General features: G+C 48.9%; 17 protein-coding genes. 13 read left to right on the top strand and 4 right to left on the bottom strand.

What is annotated here, in order from left to right; all coding sequences use genetic code 11:
- Window positions 1-289 precede the first annotated feature (289 nt).
- The 3 genes from ABGV42_RS28485 to ABGV42_RS28495 all read left to right on the top strand — a co-directional run bounded on the left by ABGV42_RS28485 (window position 290) and on the right by ABGV42_RS28495 (window position 3,951).
- Window positions 290-2,251, top strand: coding sequence for an anaerobic ribonucleoside triphosphate reductase (locus ABGV42_RS28485; protein ID WP_347384730.1), 1,962 nt, complete (start codon window positions 290-292; stop codon window positions 2,249-2,251).
- A complete protein-coding gene (nrdG, locus tag ABGV42_RS28490) occupies window positions 2,248-2,757 on the top strand; it encodes an anaerobic ribonucleoside-triphosphate reductase activating protein (RefSeq protein ID WP_347384731.1) in 510 nt (169 codons plus the stop codon). The genes ABGV42_RS28485 and nrdG overlap by 4 nt, the downstream gene beginning before the upstream one ends.
- A gap of 354 nt (window positions 2,758-3,111) precedes the next feature.
- Complete coding sequence (locus ABGV42_RS28495; protein ID WP_347384732.1) at window positions 3,112-3,951, top strand: methyl-accepting chemotaxis protein; 840 nt, start codon at window positions 3,112-3,114, stop codon at window positions 3,949-3,951.
- 92 nt (window positions 3,952-4,043) lie between these two features.
- Here ABGV42_RS28495 and ABGV42_RS28500 read toward each other — a convergent pair whose 3' ends face one another.
- Entirely contained in the window at window positions 4,044-6,863 is a 2,820-nt protein-coding gene (locus ABGV42_RS28500; protein WP_347384733.1) for a glycoside hydrolase family 3 C-terminal domain-containing protein, read from the bottom strand.
- A gap of 383 nt (window positions 6,864-7,246) precedes the next feature.
- On the opposite strand from ABGV42_RS28500, the gene ABGV42_RS28505 reads away from it, so the two are divergent.
- The 5 genes from ABGV42_RS28505 (at window position 7,247) to ABGV42_RS28525 (ending at window position 11,641) form a co-directional block, all read left to right on the top strand.
- Window positions 7,247-8,791: an FAD-dependent oxidoreductase gene (locus tag ABGV42_RS28505; protein ID WP_347384734.1), complete on the top strand. Its 1,545-nt coding sequence runs from the start codon at window positions 7,247-7,249 to the stop codon at window positions 8,789-8,791.
- 240 nt (window positions 8,792-9,031) lie between these two features.
- The gene (locus ABGV42_RS28510; protein ID WP_127537344.1) at window positions 9,032-9,361 is read left to right on the top strand and encodes a PadR family transcriptional regulator; all 330 of its coding nucleotides are present in this window, start codon (window positions 9,032-9,034) and stop codon (window positions 9,359-9,361) included.
- On the top strand, window positions 9,354-9,947 hold the full coding sequence (locus ABGV42_RS28515) for a DUF1700 domain-containing protein (protein ID WP_347384735.1): 594 nt from the start codon (window positions 9,354-9,356) through the stop codon (window positions 9,945-9,947). The genes ABGV42_RS28510 and ABGV42_RS28515 overlap by 8 nt, the downstream gene beginning before the upstream one ends.
- Window positions 9,944-10,843, top strand: coding sequence for a DUF4097 family beta strand repeat-containing protein (locus ABGV42_RS28520; protein WP_347384736.1), 900 nt, complete (start codon window positions 9,944-9,946; stop codon window positions 10,841-10,843). The genes ABGV42_RS28515 and ABGV42_RS28520 overlap by 4 nt, the downstream gene beginning before the upstream one ends.
- A gap of 78 nt (window positions 10,844-10,921) precedes the next feature.
- Window positions 10,922-11,641, top strand: a complete 720-nt coding sequence (locus ABGV42_RS28525; protein WP_347384737.1) for a 3-ketoacyl-ACP reductase — start codon at window positions 10,922-10,924, stop codon at window positions 11,639-11,641.
- An 83-nt stretch (window positions 11,642-11,724) separates the two neighbouring features.
- On the opposite strand, the gene ABGV42_RS28530 is transcribed toward ABGV42_RS28525, so the two are convergent.
- Together ABGV42_RS28530 and ABGV42_RS28535 are read right to left on the bottom strand one after the other, a co-directional pair.
- Entirely contained in the window at window positions 11,725-12,273 is a 549-nt protein-coding gene (locus ABGV42_RS28530; protein WP_347384738.1) for a helix-turn-helix domain-containing protein, read from the bottom strand.
- A gap of 8 nt (window positions 12,274-12,281) precedes the next feature.
- Window positions 12,282-12,677, bottom strand: coding sequence for a glyoxalase superfamily protein (locus tag ABGV42_RS28535; protein ID WP_347384739.1), 396 nt, complete (start codon window positions 12,675-12,677; stop codon window positions 12,282-12,284).
- Window positions 12,678-12,884: 207 nt separating this feature from the next.
- On the opposite strand from ABGV42_RS28535, the gene ABGV42_RS28540 reads away from it, so the two are divergent.
- The 3 genes from ABGV42_RS28540 to ABGV42_RS28550 all read left to right on the top strand — a co-directional run bounded on the left by ABGV42_RS28540 (window position 12,885) and on the right by ABGV42_RS28550 (window position 15,604).
- On the top strand, window positions 12,885-13,559 hold the full coding sequence (locus tag ABGV42_RS28540; RefSeq protein WP_347384740.1) for an alpha/beta hydrolase: 675 nt from the start codon (window positions 12,885-12,887) through the stop codon (window positions 13,557-13,559).
- Window positions 13,559-14,329 (top strand): DODA-type extradiol aromatic ring-opening family dioxygenase, encoded by a 771-nt coding sequence (locus ABGV42_RS28545; protein ID WP_347384741.1) that lies wholly within the window; start codon window positions 13,559-13,561, stop codon window positions 14,327-14,329. The genes ABGV42_RS28540 and ABGV42_RS28545 overlap by 1 nt, the downstream gene beginning before the upstream one ends.
- A 273-nt stretch (window positions 14,330-14,602) precedes the next feature.
- On the top strand, window positions 14,603-15,604 hold the full coding sequence (locus ABGV42_RS28550) for a cation diffusion facilitator family transporter (protein ID WP_347384742.1): 1,002 nt from the start codon (window positions 14,603-14,605) through the stop codon (window positions 15,602-15,604).
- Between the two features lie 141 nt (window positions 15,605-15,745).
- On the opposite strand, the gene ABGV42_RS28555 is transcribed toward ABGV42_RS28550, so the two are convergent.
- Window positions 15,746-16,333, bottom strand: coding sequence for an NAD(P)H-dependent oxidoreductase (locus ABGV42_RS28555; protein ID WP_347384743.1), 588 nt, complete (start codon window positions 16,331-16,333; stop codon window positions 15,746-15,748).
- A 129-nt stretch (window positions 16,334-16,462) separates the two neighbouring features.
- On the opposite strand from ABGV42_RS28555, the gene ABGV42_RS28560 reads away from it, so the two are divergent.
- The gene (locus tag ABGV42_RS28560; protein ID WP_347384744.1) at window positions 16,463-17,482 is read left to right on the top strand and encodes an AraC family transcriptional regulator; all 1,020 of its coding nucleotides are present in this window, start codon (window positions 16,463-16,465) and stop codon (window positions 17,480-17,482) included.
- A 215-nt stretch (window positions 17,483-17,697) separates the two neighbouring features.
- Window positions 17,698-18,198 (top strand): hypothetical protein, encoded by a 501-nt coding sequence (locus tag ABGV42_RS28565; RefSeq protein ID WP_347384745.1) that lies wholly within the window; start codon window positions 17,698-17,700, stop codon window positions 18,196-18,198.
- Window positions 18,199-18,323 lie beyond the last annotated feature (125 nt).

Below are 18,323 nucleotides of genomic sequence, written 5' to 3' on the forward strand. Positions count from 1 at the left end.
GTCACAGCATGTACATATATGTTTACCACCGCAGAAGCCCAAGAGAATCACAGTGGTTGAAAACCACACTCATCCTTATTCCAGCGTAAATAGGAATTATACGCTTCCCTATTCACTTTGAAAACCTTTATCCATTCCCCCGCTGCAACTCCAGTCTGGAGACGGTTGCCGTGTGAGAATGATCACACCCAAAAAACCACATATAGTTTATAAATGGATAATGCGAATCTACATATAGTATTTATTTGATTTAACCGATAACAAAATCAATATTTGGGAGGAATCTCACGTGAACCTGCTTGAGCATGCCGCTCCACCGGCATCCGATCTATTAACCGACCTGGGAAGACGAATCATTGGCGCAGAAGACGCAGATACACTGAGGGAAAACGCCAACCTCAATGGTGATTCGTTCAGCGGCAAAATGAGCAGGCTCGGCTCGGAGACGGCCAAGTGGCATGCTCTTCGTCATGTGCTGCCGGAAGAGCTTGCTGCGTCTGTGGAGAATGGAGATCTCTATGTGCATGATCTGGATCAGTATGCGCTTGGAACAACCAACTGTATCTTTATTCCGTTTGATCGACTGCTGGCTACCGGCTTCAATACGGGTAACGGCTCCGTGCGTACGCCACAGACCATCATGTCTGCAATGGCGCTGGTCGCCATTATCTTTCAATCACAGCAAAACAGTCAGTACGGCGGGGTTTCCGCCAATAAAATGGACTGGGATCTGGCACCTTATGTACAGCGATCCTTCCGCAAACATTATCGTAAGGGACAGCGTCTGCTCGGGGAGCACACACGGATTGACGACGAGTATCTGCACCTGGATAGCCCAGAGGCACGGGAAGCATGCCCACGTGCTTACGCTTTTGCCTGTGAAGAAACAGAACTGGAGACTGGACAGGCCGCCGAATCCCTGATTCACAATCTGAATACCATGAGCAGCCGGGCAGGTGGGCAGATTCCTTTTACTTCGCTAAACTACGGACTATGCACCTCTGCCGAGGGAAGGCTTGTATCACGCTCCCTGTTGGAAGCAACCATACGTGGTCTGGGCAGCGGAGAAACCCCTGTGTTTCCACAGCATATCTTCCAGTGCAAGCAGGGAATCAACCAGGCTCAAGGGGAACCCAACTACGACTTGTTCCGTCTAGCCGTGACCTGCTCTTCCCGGCGCATGTACCCCAACTTTGTCAATGTGGATGCATCATTCAACCTGCCTTATTATCGTCCTGAAGATCCGGATACCATCATCGCCACCATGGGCTGTCGTACACGGACGCTGGCAGATCGTTTCGGGCGCAATCGGCAGAGCGGGAAAGGCAACCTGTCGTTCAACACCGTCAATCTGGTCAAACTCGGCATTCGCTATGGCATCTGTCAGGGTGCACGGGCCGTCGCCGACCGTACGGGATTCTATGAAGCACTCGAAATGGTTATGGACCGTGCCGCTTCCGGACTGCTGCACCGCTATCGTATTCAAACGGCACAGCCGGCCAAGGCATCTGATTTCATGATGCGGGAAGGTGTGTGGGAAGGCGGTGAGCAGCTCTCACCTGATGAACCGGTGGCAGAACTGTTGAAGCATGGCACACTGTCCATTGGTTTCATTGGGCTTGCCGAATGCATGACCGCCATGTATGGCCGGCACCATGGACAGGATCCCCATATTCACCGTGAAGCGTTGAACGTGATTCGCACCATGCGTGAATTCTGTGACCGAATGAGTGAACAGCATAACCTGAATGTTACGCTATTTGCCACGCCTGCCGAAGGGTTATCCGGCAAATTCACCAAGATTGACCGCGAACGGTACGGCCTCATTGCAGGGATCAATGACCGGGAATACTATACAAATTCATTTCACATTCCAGTCTATTACACACTCCCAGCCTATCGTAAAATTGAGCTGGAAGCCCCCTTTCATACGTTATGTAATGCCGGAGCCATTTCGTATGTTGAACTGGATGGGAACGTACGGGCCAATACCAGTGCCTTCCAGCGTATTGTTCAATATGCACTCGCACAGGATATCGGATATTTCTCCATTAATCACCCTATTGACCGCTGTCCGGCATGCGGGTATGAAGGCGTCATCGGTGATGTGTGTCCTGAGTGTGAAGCACACGAGGACCATGTGCACTTTCAGCGATTGCGCCGGGTTACCGGTTATCTTACCGGGGACTACAAAGTGCGCTTCAATTCCGCCAAGCAAGCAGAAGTACGAGACCGGGTGAAACACAAGTGAATCTGTACGGTTATATTCCCGAATCCGTGAACGAGGGACCTGGTCTGCGCGCCGTTATCTTTCTCAGCGGGTGCCGCCATGCCTGCCCAGGATGCTTCAGTCCGGATTCGTGGAGCTTCCGGGCAGGAGAACAGTTCACCGAGGAGCGGCAGCAGCAGATTCTGCATGATGTAGCTACCCATCCCCTGCTGGATGGGGTTACCTTATGCGGAGGCGATCCCTTTTTCTCAGCAGAGGAATGCATTCCTTGGGTTCGCCGTTTCCGCGAAGCATGCCCTGACCGAACGGTGTGGGCCTATACGGGATTTGTCTATGAAGAACTTGTTGCTGATCCGATACGGGCAGAACTGGTCCTGCTGTGTGATGTCATTGTAGATGGCCCCTACGTGGCTGCTGAACGAGATGTGTCTTTACCTTTTCGGGGCAGCCGCAATCAGCGCTTGGTGGATGTGCAGGCAACGTTAAGAGGAGACAAAATCATTACCATGGAGCATAATCCGTTATAGTGTCGTGCACACTTCCATCTTGTTATTGTTCACCTCATCTGCATTGTCCTAGCATGAATAAAATTAAATTCCCATCCAAATTCACGGAATCAGAGAATCGTGATTTTAGATGGGAATTTTTTCTTTTTTACTGCTCGTTTCTGCATGATATGTCGATATAATATAGGTGGTTACTAAAGTAAACCCTTGCACTTTTCTATATTCAGCATCTTACATCATTTGATTGAAATCACTCCCAGGTACAATCGATAAACGAATAGCACCATTTCGATCTATCGATTGGAGAATGGAAGTCGCTTATTGGATTGATGCAACATGCTCATATTAAACAATTCAGGAGGTATTCACTCAGTTATGGATATTATTCAAGCACTCATCACCTGTATGTCGTTTTTCCGTGATACTATACGTCAGGATGTAACCCTTTCCATTATAGATCGGGAGAAGTTTCTTTACTTTTCTGCAGGGGAGTCCTTAAAACAATTGGAATTCAAAGCGGGAGACCCTTTGCTTGAACCCAATCGCAATTTTGCCGACCTGAAAGGCGGTACGGAGAAGCAATTTGATCATTACCCCAAGGAATTATTCGGTGTTCCATTTGATGTATCGTACTTGCCGATCAAAAACGAACAGGGTGAGGTCATTGCCATATTCAATCTGCTCTACAGCATGGATGATCAGGCTCAGTTGCAACAACTCATGGAGGCGACGGAGCATCTGACCAACCAGCTTATCGATAGCGTCCAGCATGTGGCTGCACACTCCGAGGAACTAAGCGCCACTACAGAAGAAATTCGAAATAACTCCAAACAGGCTGTTCAGAAATCAGGAAACGTGACTCAGGTTGCGAGCTTCATTCGAGAGATTTCCGAACAAACCAATCTGCTCGGGTTGAACGCAGCCATTGAGGCTGCCCGTGTAGGTGAAGCTGGTGCAGGCTTCGGCGTTGTTGCCAAAGAAATCCGCAAACTGTCGGTAGACACCAAGCAAGCTACTACCCAGATTGAGGAATCCCTCCTCGCTGTCCGGCAGTCGATTCATATGATGGAAAATGAGCTTGGAGAGATTACCGCCAGCTCGCAGGAACAGGCGGAACTGGTCAACAATTTCATGAGTACCATTGAACAGCTGAATGAAACCAGCCAGCAGCTCAAACAATTCGTGAACAAACTCATTACGTTTGACGGCAGATAATTTACATATAAGTGATCAAGTCAAAAAGCCCCCGAATCTATTCGGAGGCTTTCTTCTATTTAATATATTTTAAGCTTATTCTATCCGTTCGTTTAGCGAATTTCAAAATGGCTTACACGGACACCCGCAGACAATAAAATATAGATGTCTCGTTGGCCTGCTGCGCCTTGAAGGTCAGCTTTCACCGTAGACCATTGCTGTGCTCCACTTTGTGCAATATCGACACGTCCTGCCAGCGTACCATCCGCTGCGTCCAGACGAACTTCCAGCACCGCACCTGGCTGTTCTGATGATACACGCGCTTCAATGGCTGCTGCATGATCGCCCAAATCGGCGTCTTTGAAGGCAATCCATCCTTGTTCACCTGTCACACGGACAGAAGTTCCACCTTCCTTGCTCTCATCCAGATCCACACCAAAGTAGGCATCATAATTCTCAGCACGTGTCGCCACGCTCAGATTACGGGCAGGGATGGTTTCCCCATCAACCGTCAGATCGGCAACAAGCTGAATATCGGATGACGATTTGCCGACCATGATGGAATACGTTCCTGCTTCAACCACATAACGATCCCGGGTTACATCCCAGATAGCCAGTTCCTGTACGGGTAAGTTGAAGCTCACTTTCACTGTTGCTCCAGCTTCCACATGGAGACGACGGAATCCTTTTAACGTTTTAAGTGGACGTTTCACCCGGGATTTGCCGGCACGTACATATAGCTGTACCACTTCATCACTGGGAATGGTTCCGGTGTTCGTTACGTCGACGGTTACTTTAACCGTTCCTTCTGTTCCCGCTTGGTCAGGATTCAGCTCCAGGTTGCTGTACTTGAACGCAGCATAGGTTAATCCATGTCCGAATGGATACAATACATTGCCTTCAAAATACTGATACGTACGTCCCGATTGAATGATGTCGTAGTCCTTGATATCCGTTAACTGATCTGCGGATTGCACCCACGTCATGTTCAGACGGCCTGCTGGCGCGTAATCTCCGTAGAGCACATCAGCCACAGCCGTACCCAATTCCTGTCCCGCATGGGAAGTGTACAATACAGCCGGGATGTTCTCTTGAACCCAATTGGATGTGAACGGATAACTGCCCACAATAACCACAATGGTGTTCGGATTTGCCGCATATACGGCTTCAACCAGACGCTGCTGGGATTCAGCCAGATCCAGACTTGGACGGTCGATCTCTTCCTTCCCGTTCACAAGCGGATTATTACCGACAAATACAATGGCCGTTTCAGCTTCCTTGGCTGCTGCTACGGCTTCATCCAGCCCGTTCACAACGATGTCCTTCTTAAATGTCTCGGTGGCACCAAAAGACTTCAGCTCTTCCGAAACGGCAAATGCGTCATTTCCGCCATTTGGCGCGGTAACCGTTTTGCCATTCCATGTCGTCAGGCCAACACTGCCATCTTCCTGCGGAAGCAAGTGGAATACTTCTTTCACGAACCAGCCGTACACTTCATCTGCTGAAGCTGTCACTGTTTCTTCGTCCGTGGTCAGATATTTTCCGTTGCTTTCCGCCTGCAGGGTGAGGCTTCCGAATCCCCAATCCGTGAGCGTAAACGTCTCAGCTTCTCCCGATGCAATGACAGGTGATTTCTCGCCTTCAGCTAGCCCGATTGCTTTTCCATTCGCTACCGAAGTCAATGTAATCCGGTCATTTCCATCCTTGAACGTAACCTTGTCGCTGCCTACCTTGCCGCTGATCGCCTCAAGCGGAGATACGCTGTAAGGCATGGTGCCAGCATACCAGTCACGGTAAACGGTGCCGCCCAGCTGACCAATGACAGCTACTTTGCCTGATTTCGTTTTATTTAGCGGAAGGGTGGCTTTATCGTTTTTGAGCAATACCACCTGTTCTCTTGCCGCTCTTAGCGACAGGGCCTTCGCCTTCTCTGTCATCATCGCTTCTTCGCCAATGGATGCATACGGGTTGCCTTCAGCCGGATCGAACTCACCCAGGCGGAAACGCACACGGAATGTATTAAACAATGCCAGATCAATATCTTCCATCGTCAGCGTTCCTTGTTCCAGCCCTTCGCGCAGCGCTTGCTTGGACAGATCCGCATCATCCGTAATGCTGTCAATTCCAGCTTTTACGGATTCCACGGTGCCCGGTGTATGGGAGTCATAGTACTTATGATCGTTCTTGATTCCCATCACATCACCTGCATCGCTGACGATGAAACCATCCATTCCCCACTCGCCTTTGACAATTTCGTTCACAAAAGGATGAAGCAGCGCCGGCGTACCGTTAATAGAGTTATACGCGGTCATCATCGACTGCGCGCCGCCTTCCTTGAACGGCTTCTCGAATGCCTTCAGATAATATTCACGCATATTGCGCGGATCAATGCTGGATGAGCCGCTTCCGCGATCCACTTCATTATTGTTGGCAAGGAAGTGCTTGAGCGTTGCAACAGCCTTGTAATACTTTGGATGATCTCCCTGAATTCCCTTAACCAGTGCTGTGGTAAGCTCAGCAGTGAGTTCCGGATCCTCGCCATAGGCCTCTTCATTACGGCCCCAACGCGGGTCTCGTTCCATATCTACTGTAGGTGCCCACAGGGTGAGACCGTTCACAGCCGGATTGCGTTTGTAGAACACGCGAGCCTCGTCACCAATGACGGAACCGATTTCCTTCATAAGTTCGGCATCCCATGTGCAGGCCAGTCCTACAGGCTGCGGGAAGGATGTAGCTTCTCCAAGCCACGCCAGTCCGTGAGCGGCTTCTGTTCCGTGTTTATAAGCAGCAATACCCAGGCGTTCTACCGCTGGCTGATATTGCAGCATGGATTCGATTTTTTCATCTTCCGTCAGACGGGATACCAGGTCTTTAACCCTTGCGTCCAGTTCGAGCGTTGTATCCTGAAATGGATATTTGGTTTGATTAGTCATGGGTTGAAATCTCCTTTGCACTTCAGATCGTTTATTTAATAATGATAGCGAATACATCTAATGTAATGAACACGGTGTACTTCGATGAATCCTCGACTCGCTTTATATAGGTAAAAACATTGTTAAATCAGCATTTACCGAATTGTATCCTTCGTTAGTTTTCATTTACTAAAACGGTTTCGGTAACCCTATCATAATGCATGTTTGGCAAAAATAACAGGGGTCCTCTCCAGGAAAATGTGAACAATGATTTGTAAAGTCTCTGCTGCATCGTTTTATTCAGTCAGAGTGTGGCAATCATGAATAGGAGTACATCCCATTCGCGCTTGCCTGGGATACGAATCATGGATTCAACCTGAAGAAAGATCAAGGAGGACAATCGAATGAGCAACAATCAACAGCCCCCGACGGGCCTACCCCCTGTTCCGGAATCGATCTGGAGGGCTACTCATGAATTTAACGCCTATCCGAAGCTAACGGAAGACATTACTGCAGATGTAGCCATTATTGGTGCAGGAATTGCAGGAATCACGACAGCCTACTTGCTTGCCCAATCAGGTATGCGTGTCGTGGTGCTGGAAGCCGGGAAAGTTCTGGATGGTACAACCGGACATACGACAGCTAAGGTTTCTGCCCAGCATGGGGTGATTTTCGATGAACTGCTCCACCACTTCGGAGAAGAACAGGCACGAATGTATTATGAAGGCAATGCCGGTGCTGCCAACTGGATGCGCAATCTGGTGAAGGAAAAACAGATCGATTGCCAGTGGGCAGAGGAAGATGCCTATGTGTATATACAATCTGAAGATAACCTGAAAAAGCTGGAGATCGAGCTCACCGCTTACGGCAAGCTGAATATTCCAGGTCAGTGGGTCGATCCACTACCGATACCAGTTCCGTCCAGGGCAGGCATCAAAATGCCCGGTCAAGCTCGCTTTGATCCGCTGGCCTATTTGCATCATTTGCTCGATTCAGCCGTTAAGCAGGGGGTCCAGATTTACGAACACACAACGGTAACCGACGTGGAAGAAGAGGCTTCACTTCGTGTACGAACCTATGGAGAGGGTCCATCCGTGACAGCAGAACATGTGGTTGTGGCTTCTCACTTCCCCGTGTATGATCCGGGTTTTTATTTCACTAGATTGCACGCCGAGCGGTCTTATGCCGTTGCAGTAGAACCTCAGAAGCCATACACCGGCGGCATGTATATCTCTGATGATGAACCGTCCCGATCCCTGCGTAAGGTCCTTCATGACGGAAAGGAACTGATTCTTTTCGGCGGAGAAAACCATAAAACCGGACAAGGAATCTGCACCTATGGTCATTATGAACGCCTCGAGCGCTTCGCAGAGGAAACATACGGCATTCGCAGCATTCCGTTCCGCTGGTCTGCCCAGGATCTGATATCCATTGATAAGGTGCCTTATATTGGACCGATTACCGGAAGGCATGAGCGAGTCTATGTCGCTACCGGATTTGCCAAGTGGGGCATGACCACTGGAACGATGGCCGGACATATCCTGGCAGATCGGATTACCGGTCGTGAGAATCCACATGCTGCTGTCTTCGACCCGGCCCGATTCAAGACAGATCCCGGTGTGAAAAACTTCATTATAGAAAACGCGAATGTAGCAAAAGAGCTGATCTCCGGAAAAGTGGGCATTGTCCATAAGGACGTCAGGGAGATTGGCAATGACGAAGGTGCCGTTGTTCGTCATAACGGCAAACGGGCCGGTGCCTACAAGGACACCAGCGGCAAACTGTTTTTGGTCGATACAACCTGCACCCATCTGGGGTGCGAAGTGGAATGGAATGAAGGAGAACGCTCATGGGATTGCCCTTGCCACGGTTCCCGCTTCAACTTTGCCGGCAAAGTGATTGAAGGACCTGCTGTCAAAGATCTCAAACTGCTAGAAGCTACGGAATAAACAGAACAGATTCAGTTTACAGACCCGGGTAGGATTCCGTCTTCGGACGGAGGTATCTTATCCGGGTTTTGCGTATGCTGTTCTTATGTGAAGTCAGTCGTGGTGTACAGGAGCACAATCATGACAAGGAACTATTTTAAAATCACTACCTTGCAATATACAGTACCGGATGCTATTATGATTTTATAACTACTGATCAATACACACTAGTGATCGAAGAAGGATTAAGGAGGAACCTGTGTGAACGTGAATATCCAGTTCAAAAAGGGAGTGCTGGAGCTATGTGTCCTGGTGCTGATTAACCGCCAGGATCGGTATGGCTACGAACTGGCTCAGGCGGTTTCCAAACATATTGAAGTTGCCGAAGGCGCATTGTACCCATTGCTGCGCAGACTTGTTCAAGACGGGTACTGCACCACCTATTTACAGGAATCAAGCGAGGGTCCGCCCCGTAAATATTATAAGCTGTCCGATACAGGTCGTGACTACATGCAGGCACTGACTACGGAATGGAATGAATTTGTGCGCAATGTCGCAAATCTTATTGAGGAAGGAACCCATAATGAATAGACAACAATTTATGCAGGCCATGGAAATACATCTGCGGCCGATGGAACCTCAGGAACGGGCAGAGTTGCTCGCAGACTATGATCAGCACTTCGAGCTCGGACTGCAGGAAGGCAGACCTGAAGAGGAGATTGCCCGCGAGTTGGGCCGTCCGGAAGAGATTGCACGGGAAGCACTCGGTGATCGCTACGACGTGAACATGCCGGGTTCCGATCCCTTCTACGCCCCCACTTATGGTGAAATGCGGCCGCCGAAGAACAGCAACCGGGCAGCTCGCAACTTTTTTACGGCTACTGGCCTGATCTTTCTGAACTTGATTCTTGGGATTCCTCTTGGGCTGACACTCTGGTCGGTATGGCTAGTCATTGCCAGTCTGTCCTTGCTGGTAGTGGCCCCAGTCGCAGCTGCGGTGGACTTCCTGTTTCTCAATCATTTTGATAAGGCAGAGCTGTTCGTGGCTATCGGGGCATTTGGTGTGGGGATTCTGTTCTTCATCGCGGCGAAGCGGGTATTCAAGGCCTTTAAGTCAGTCACGCTAAAATATCTTAATTGGAATAAGAGGACGATGAGAGGAGACGTTTCCGCATGAGTACAAAAAAATGGTTAGCTTTAGCGGTCATATGTATCGGCATAGGCTTGCTTGGAACATCCATCTATGGAGTTCAGTTCGGAGACAAGCGAGAAGCCTATTCCAAGCGATGGGATTTCAAAAGTGATGAGTTGCAAGATGTTATCATGAAAGCTAACTTTAGCGCAGATATTGAATTTATAGCCAGCCCGAGTTCGGATGGTTATATCGAGGTAGACGGGAAATGGGACCCAGCCGTAATCAAAAGCTTTGAACAGGCCTCTTTGAAGGATGGAACATTCAAACTATCGCAAACCGAACGGGAGCAATTGCAGTTTTTCACCCTGTATTGGAATGATCGGGATTCCAAAATCACCATTGCCCTGCCCGAAGGGCACCAACTCAACGAGGTTAAGCTCGATTCATCATCTAGTGACTGGTCTTTGACTGGTTTGAACGCGAATCTGCTTGAACTGAACAATACCTCAGGATCCGTTCGTTTGGAAGATATCTCAGCTCCGCATGTTGAACTGGATCTAACTTCAGGAGACATTCAGGCTTCATCCATTCATGGTGACATGACAGTAAATCAATCCTCTGGAAGCTTCACTGCAGATCAGGTAGCCGGCAATGTGAACAGCGAAATAACATCAGGAGATGTTAAAATCACACAGCTAGACGGAGCTGCCACTATCCGTTTCACTTCTGGCAGTATTCGTATTGAACAGTCGCATTCCGCCCCAGTGGATGTATCGGGACAATCGGGAGATATCTTCATTCAAGCCGCACCAGACTTTGAGGGAGTTTATGACGCTCGTGCCACTTCCGGAGATGTAAATGTACCGGAATCTCCGATGATCAGCAAGGAAGTTATCAAGGCCCGTACCACCTCAGGCAGCATCCGAATCACCAAGTAGTGATGAAGCAAATATTCGAACTGTGGGTAATATAGTATAATCAACTGCCAGTCCAACTTATAAGGAGGAATTACCCACATGGAACTTAAAAATAAAACGGCTGTCATTACAGGCGCCGGTAAAGGTATTGGCCGCGCCATTGCAGGAGCACTTGCCAAGGAAGGTGTACATCTCGGCTTGATCGCACGTACCGCCTCCGACCTGGAGGCCCTTCAGCAATCGTTGAGCCAGGAATATGGCATTAAAGTCACAAGTGCTGTGGCTGACATCTCTGATCGTACACAGGCTGAAGCAGCGGTTGCTGCCATTGAGATGGAACTTGGTGCGGTCGACATCCTCATCAATAATGCAGGTATTGCCAGCTTCGGCACCTTAATCGACATGGAGCCGGAAGAGTGGGAGCGCATCCTGCACGTTAACGTTATGGGTACATACTATGTAACACGTGCCGTGCTGCCAAGTATGATTAAGGAAAGCAGCGGCAGTATCATCAACATCGCGTCTACAGCAGGCGAGCGTGGATTCGCCACAGGTTCGGCATACTGCGCATCCAAATTCGCCCTGCTTGGGATGACCGAGTCCCTGATGCAGGAAGTACGCAAATCCAACATTCGTGTAACGGCATTAACCCCAAGTACGGTCAATACAGAGCTCGCTACCAATGCTGGATTGAAAATCGGAGACGAAGATCGCATGATGCAAGCGGAGGATGTAGCCGAGCTTGCTCTGGCAACGCTCAAGCTCTCCGATCGTGTGTTTGTCAAGGCTGCTGGAATCTGGACAACCAATCCGCAGTAAACCATGAACTAGGATTCATTAGACCGCTCGAGAAACTCTCGGCGGTCTTTTTGCATACTTACCAGCACCAACCTGCCATCTGCTTAATTGTTCCACAAGCGGTCCAGATCCAGCTCTTTGGACACCGCAATTAACACAACCGCTGTCTCATCTCCTATATTCGTTACCTTATGGGGAACAATGGCATTCCAGCTAAACGAATCTCCAACCTCCAGCACCTCTACATCCTCGGACTGCTCTGCGCGAATCCTACCCTGGAGGACAAGGTGACTCTCTTCACCTGCATGCTTGCTGACTCCTGTGGAGACACCCGGCGGCAGCTCTACAATGGACATGCGCATTGCCCCTTTTGCCGTCAGATGCTGTACCTTGATCGACCCGCCCCCCGCAGTCGTTTCCTCACGCTCATCCTTGCGTACCACATTCATACGCTGCTCTGGTGTAAGCAGCAGGTAAGGCAGGGGAACCTCCAGATAATCCGCTATACTTTCAAGTGTAGCGATGGAAGGGGATGTTTTATTATTTTCCACATTGCTTATAAAGCCTTTCGATAATCCCGTTCCCTCGCACATTTGCATGATCGTAATCTGTTTCTGCTTCCGGATCGTACGAATAGCCAAACCGATATCCATCTCTTTCCCTACCCTTCTCCAGCTAAATCCTCAGTCTGTCTCTTGTTGAGAGACTCATAATAAATAATCCGGTTGCCAAACGGATCCGTCACGGTCATCTCCCTTAATCCCCAAGGCGTATCCTCAATACCCGGCCTGGAATGTTTATATTCTTTCTGATTAAGTCTGACGCGCAGTACACTCAGATCATCTGTCTCTATTCGCAGCGCAGCTCCCGGAGTACAATCGCCGTGATGCTCAGACAGGTGAAGAACAATGGAATCAAGCGATATCTGTATATATAAGGGCATCCCCTCTTCAAATCGATGTTCCCAATCCACGACAAACCCCAGATAGTCGACATAAAACTCCTTGGCCTTGCCCTCATCAAATATTCTCAAAATAGGCACGATCCCTTGCAACATCCTGATCACATCCTCGGGAATAATAGGTTCATTTCCATCAGCAAGCTATCTTACATTTCGAGACTGCTTATACGCAACATATTTTCATAATACAAAAAAAATATTGACCCTACAATGGATCCATGATAAATTTTGTTCATAAATAGGAATATTTATTTCATATAAGTGAACTAACATCATATAAACTTATTTCAGGCGGTGATTTCAATGAATAAATCATTTACTTATGAAGTTCGAGTGCCTTCGGATTACAATACGGATCAGCAATATCCCGTTATCTTCGCCCTCCATGGCATGGGTTCGGATGAACAGGACATGCTTCGTTTAATGGAGCCCCTGCAATCCGATTTTATTATCGTGGCTGTTCGTGGACCTATTGTTCAGGGTAACGGTTATGCCTATTTTCAAATTAAAAGCATTGGCAACCCTGTTCGTGAGCTGTTTGACAACTCCGTACAGGGTTTGCAGCAGCTGATTAAGGACCTGTCCGCTGAATATGCCATTGACCCGGCTCGACGTTACATCATCGGTTTCAGCCAAGGTGCCATTATGGCAATGACGCTCTCCCTGGTCATGGGCGATTCCATCAAAGGAATCGTAGCCATGAGCGGATATATTCCGCAATTTGTAAAAGACGAATATCCAATAGAGCCCGGAACAGCGTTATCCGTATTCATCTCCCATGGAGACCAGGATCACATTTTCCCGCTGCAACTGGGTGAAGGCAATGCCGATTATTTCCGTGAACACATTAGCAATGTAACTTACGTTCCTTATCCTGGCGGACATCACGTCACAGCCCAGCTCTACGATCAATTCCAATTCTGGCTTCGCAGCGATGCTGAACTCGCTGCCGGCCATTTGAAAGGACTGAATGCATAATGATGCCATCGCTTTTTATCGCACATGGTGCGCCTTCACTTGCACTGGAAGAGAATGTTTATACCGAATTCCTGCAAAAACTCGGACAGGAGCTGCCCAAACCGCGGGCCATCGTCTTATTCTCTGCACATTGGGAGTCCACGACTCAACTCGTATCTTCCACAGCCCAATATGAGACAATCTATGATTTTGGCGGCTTCCAGCCAGAACTGTATCAGATCAAATATCCGGCTCAAGGGCATGCTGAAACCACCGCAGATGTTCTTCGTCTGTTTAAGGAAGCGGGTATTCCCGCTGAGGCAGATTCTGTTCGCGGGCTGGATCACGGTGCCTGGGTTGTTCTTCGCCTGCTCTACCCGGATGCGCATATTCCGGTCATTGCACTGTCCGTTAATCGGTATCTGACGAATGAACAGCAGTACCAAGTCGGTCAAGCACTTGCTGCACTTCGCGAACAGGATATCCTTGTGATTGGCAGCGGCGGTACAGTACACAATTTGCGTCAGTTGAACTGGGAAAGTAACGGCGTGGATCCCTGGGCCTTGGAGTTCGACCAATGGCTGGAGGACAAGCTTGTCCAATGGGATACGGAAGCCCTCTTCGCTTATGACAAGATGGCACCATCCGCTCGTGCCGCAGTACCCACACCAGAACATTTTGTCCCCCTGCTGCTGGCCATGGGAGCTGGTGATCGGACCAAGAAGGCATCCCTGCTGTTCAAAGCCTATCAATACGGCAATCTAAGCTTGTCCTGCTGGAAGTTTGATTAAGTTTAAGCAGCAATATTCATCACTGAACGCACTGAACACATCCATTGGCACTCTCTAAGAGTGCCTTTTTGCTTGCCTTTTGTGTTTTAATCCATTATCTATGAGCCACCCCTATTCAATATCATGAATTTTGTCCATATTATAATATGGCCTTTTTTGCATAATGCTGGGATATGTAAAGCGGGTTATAATAACATTTAGTGGTAATGCACAAGATGTAACTAAGAATCTTGAATTTTACACCTATCAAATCTTCTGGGAGGAACAATCAACGTGGCTGATCAAGCAAAGTCTGAGAGCTTTATGTCTCTAGTCAAAAAGGGAAACACATCCTCGGCCGTAGCTATGGCGGGTAATGCCGTACTTGCATTGTGCAAAGGAGGAGCCTTTCTATTCAGTGGCAGTGGGGCCATGTTTGCCTCAGCCATGCACTCGCTCGCCGATGCCATCAATCAGGGATTCGTCTTTGTCGGAAGTGTGTTATCCGAGAAAAAACCGACACGCCGCTTCCCGACCGGATTTGGACGGGTCATCAACATCTTCTGTATGATTGCCGTCATCGTGGTTACGATTATGGCCTACGAAACCATCCATGAAGGAATTCACCTGCTGCAGCATCCTGTCGGTCATTCAGGCGGCCTCTGGATCAACATTGGCGTGCTCATCTTGAATATTGTGATTGATGGCGCCATTCTGATCAAAGCGATGAAGGAGATCCTGGTGGAAGCGCGTGCGCCCAAGGCATCTGGTTTCTCCCTTGTTCCTGCAGCAATCAAAAACGTGGGTCGTGCTGCACCGCCGACTCGTCTGGTGTTCTACGAAGATGTGGTAGCTGTACTCGGGGCAACGCTCGCCTTGATCTCTGTCGTTGTCATTGCGTTGACCAACTTCGCATTACTGGATGGCATTGTGACCACTGTGATCGGCTGTCTGATGATAGCCGTAGCCTTCCGGGTCGGATATGACAATATGATTGGACTCATCGGTGTTGCTGCACCACAGGATATCGAGGACAAAGTGTCCCAGACCATCCTGGCTGACTCCCATGTGGCCGATATCCAGATGATGCGCATTATCCAGGAAGGTCGTTATTACCATGTTGAAGGACTGATTGAATTGACCAAAGGCCTGTCTCTGGCCGATGCCGACGATATCAAGTTCCGTATTCAGGAGAAATTGATGACCAATCCGGACATCGCCGATGCAGCTATTTCCATTATCGAAGATGATGGTGTAAAAAGCTGGGGCAAGAAACATTCGGATGTCGTAAAATAACGTACTTTCACATATCAACACCAACCAAGCCCACTCCGGGAGGAGTGGGCTTGGTGCATGTTTAACACTATCTTCAAGCATTAACTTTGGATTCAGAACTTTAATTTAGAGTTAGTGCCTATCGCTGGGATGGGTACACCATCATCTCTTTCCCTGTTTGCTCCCCATTTCCTCGATTTTCCCCAGCCATTTCAGCCGGAATGCTTCGGTAGATCCCTTGATGGGACTGATCTCCGTAACGCGGACCGGAGATACACCGGAAAATTTCAAAATATTTGAACTCATGACTCGGTGCCCGGCTTGCCTGTACATCAAACGATAATACCAGCGGGGTGTATCCATCGTTACGATGAGCTGTGCGGACTTCCCTTTTAATAATTTGTCCCACAGGGGCGAGCCTTTCCGGTATCTCATGGCAAACCCCGGCAGGAATACACGGTCGAAAAACCCTTTCAGAACAGCTGGCATCGTCCCCCACCACAAAGGATAAACAAACACCAAATGATCGGCTTGACGGATCAATTCCTGGGCTTTTACCAGATCCTCCTCAAGTTCCGTCCGCTTACGATAACCGTATTTAAGGTTCGGATTAAACTCCATTTGGCTCAAATCAAGCAAATTCACGTCACTTCCGGATTTCCGTGCGCCTTGGATATAAGCATCGGATAATGCTCTACAATAACTCTCGGGATCAGGATGGCCGTTAATCACCAAAATATTGGATTTCATACTTCAGTTCCTCCTGTATAATAAATGAAAGCCGAAGAAGCAGGCGTATCCCTATCATAAGGTGACTTTACATCTAAACAAATGATCGAGGGCGCCGAAAATGTTGCTAATTCGCGCAAATGGAGGTACATGAACAACCACAAAATCGGAGTATCTATTTCCTTGCTGTATCCCATCATGAAAACTCTTGTTCACAAAGGGTTTGATGCTGAAGAATTTTTCAAATATGCCGATTTCGATTCGGCCATCCTGCAGCATGCCGAGGCTCGAATTCCGGTCGAAGAACTGGAACGAATACTGCAGCAAGCTTCTGCATATTCAAATGATTTGTATTTTGGCCTTAATCAGGGTCTGCTGCTCGACTTCGCGGATCTGGGCCTTCCCGGTTACGTGATGATGCATTCCCAAACGATTGGTGATGCCCTCGCCGCATATCAGCGGTATAACATCATTCTGTACAGTGGATTCAATCTGGATTGGGAGATCCAGGGGCAGGATGTGGTCCTCCGCCTGTTTTTGCAGTCGCCGCAGCAGATGTCCCGTCATTGTGTCGAAGACATGACCGTATCCGTCCTGTATCTGATCCGCAAACTGGCGAATCGTCCGTTGCAGTTAAAAGAGGTTCGTTTTAGCCATGAAGCTCCGGATAATACAGGAAACCTCAAGCCATACGTTGACATGTTCGGAGTAGCTCCCCAATTCGGGGATAACCAAAATCTGCTGCGTCTGCACAAAGACATTCTCAGTCAGCCCGTTCTCTATTCGGATGCCAAGATGCTGCAGGTGTTTGAAGCGATGGCCGAGAAAAGCAAGGATCTGCTGCAACCTTCTCATACGTTCTCTGGCAAAGTCAGCCGCTGGCTGGTCGATAGCCTTCCTGCCTCCTTTCCCACATTACAACACACCGCAGAGCATCTGGGCGTGAGCATTCGCACACTTCAAAGCCGGTTGCGTGAAGAAGGTACGACGTACCATGAAATCTCCGTTCAGGTACGCAAGGAGCTTGCGTTGAATTATTTGCGGGAAGGACAGTATTCTGTCGGTGAAATTGCCTATGCCCTTCATTTTTCCGAGCAAAGTGCATTTCAGAATGCTTTCAAAAAGTGGACCGGACAGACGCCAGGGCAATACCGGGCGGGGCTGGCCTGACTCTCCAATAGGCCGTCTGCTCAGGAAAAATTAGCGGCTTACAGCCTGCTGACGAGAGGATTATGGGGTACCTACCTAGACTTAAGTCTAGGTTCGTTTTAACGCCAAAGACCGAGGATGAATAATTCCAGTTCATGGTATGCTGTGTGTAACGAGAAAAAGACTTCATGTCTGTTCGGAACGATGCTAATGAAACGATGAAAAGGAGAGATATCATGGCTAAACGTACGATCCTGGCGCCTGTGCTCATTTTGCTGGGCGTGTACCTGATTCTGAACCAGGGAGGTTCACTCGGTCCGGGTACGATCTTTGCCAACTTCTGGCCCACACTATTCGTGATCCCACTCGGCCTGTTCTTCCACTGGCTGTACTTCTCCATGATTGGCAGAGGGGTTGGCTTGCTTGTACCGGGTGGTATTTTGCTGACTGCGGGCGTGATTAGCCAGATCGCCATGCTCTTTGGTAACTGGAGCACCATGTGGCCTGGCTTTATTCTCGCGGTCGCTGTAGGTTTATTTGAATTGTACTGGTTCGGTGGACGAAACAAGTGGCTGCTCATCCCCATTAACATCCTGACAGTGATCTCGCTGCTGTTCTTCACGGTTATGTCCATCGGTTCGATGCTGAACAGCATGTCCTTCATTCAGCCGTTTGTGGCAATTGTGCTGATTATGGGCGGGGCATGGTTAATTGTGGGTCGCAAAAGAAACATGTAGGCCAAATATCGTTTACACTAAACCACTCCGAGGACAGACAACTTCCGATCGCTGTTATTCCCGGATTTCCTTGATTCCCCCCTTGACAGGGAGAAATCCGGGAATAGCTTATGCTTCCGAAGTAG

This window comes from Paenibacillus pabuli (assembly GCF_039831995.1).
GTDB lineage: Bacteria > Bacillota > Bacilli > Paenibacillales > Paenibacillaceae > Paenibacillus > Paenibacillus pabuli_C.

What these genes read in the sequence shown, in the direction of transcription:
- ABGV42_RS28560 (WP_347384744.1), top strand. Translation starts at nt 16,463, where the DNA reads ATGAACAACCACAAAATCGGAGTATCTATTTCCTTGCTGTATCCCATC.
- ABGV42_RS28500 (WP_347384733.1), bottom strand. Translation starts at nt 6,863, where the DNA reads ATGACTAATCAAACCAAATATCCATTTCAGGATACAACGCTCGAACTG.
- ABGV42_RS28505 (WP_347384734.1), top strand. Translation starts at nt 7,247, where the DNA reads ATGAGCAACAATCAACAGCCCCCGACGGGCCTACCCCCTGTTCCGGAA.
- ABGV42_RS28545 (WP_347384741.1), top strand. Translation starts at nt 13,559, where the DNA reads ATGATGCCATCGCTTTTTATCGCACATGGTGCGCCTTCACTTGCACTG.
- ABGV42_RS28515 (WP_347384735.1), top strand. Translation starts at nt 9,354, where the DNA reads ATGAATAGACAACAATTTATGCAGGCCATGGAAATACATCTGCGGCCG.
- ABGV42_RS28565 (WP_347384745.1), top strand. Translation starts at nt 17,698, where the DNA reads ATGGCTAAACGTACGATCCTGGCGCCTGTGCTCATTTTGCTGGGCGTG.
- ABGV42_RS28525 (WP_347384737.1), top strand. Translation starts at nt 10,922, where the DNA reads ATGGAACTTAAAAATAAAACGGCTGTCATTACAGGCGCCGGTAAAGGT.
- ABGV42_RS28520 (WP_347384736.1), top strand. Translation starts at nt 9,944, where the DNA reads ATGAGTACAAAAAAATGGTTAGCTTTAGCGGTCATATGTATCGGCATA.
- ABGV42_RS28535 (WP_347384739.1), bottom strand. Translation starts at nt 12,677, where the DNA reads ATGTTGCAAGGGATCGTGCCTATTTTGAGAATATTTGATGAGGGCAAG.
- ABGV42_RS28555 (WP_347384743.1), bottom strand. Translation starts at nt 16,333, where the DNA reads ATGAAATCCAATATTTTGGTGATTAACGGCCATCCTGATCCCGAGAGT.
- ABGV42_RS28540 (WP_347384740.1), top strand. Translation starts at nt 12,885, where the DNA reads ATGAATAAATCATTTACTTATGAAGTTCGAGTGCCTTCGGATTACAAT.
- ABGV42_RS28530 (WP_347384738.1), bottom strand. Translation starts at nt 12,273, where the DNA reads ATGGATATCGGTTTGGCTATTCGTACGATCCGGAAGCAGAAACAGATT.
- ABGV42_RS28495 (WP_347384732.1), top strand. Translation starts at nt 3,112, where the DNA reads ATGGATATTATTCAAGCACTCATCACCTGTATGTCGTTTTTCCGTGAT.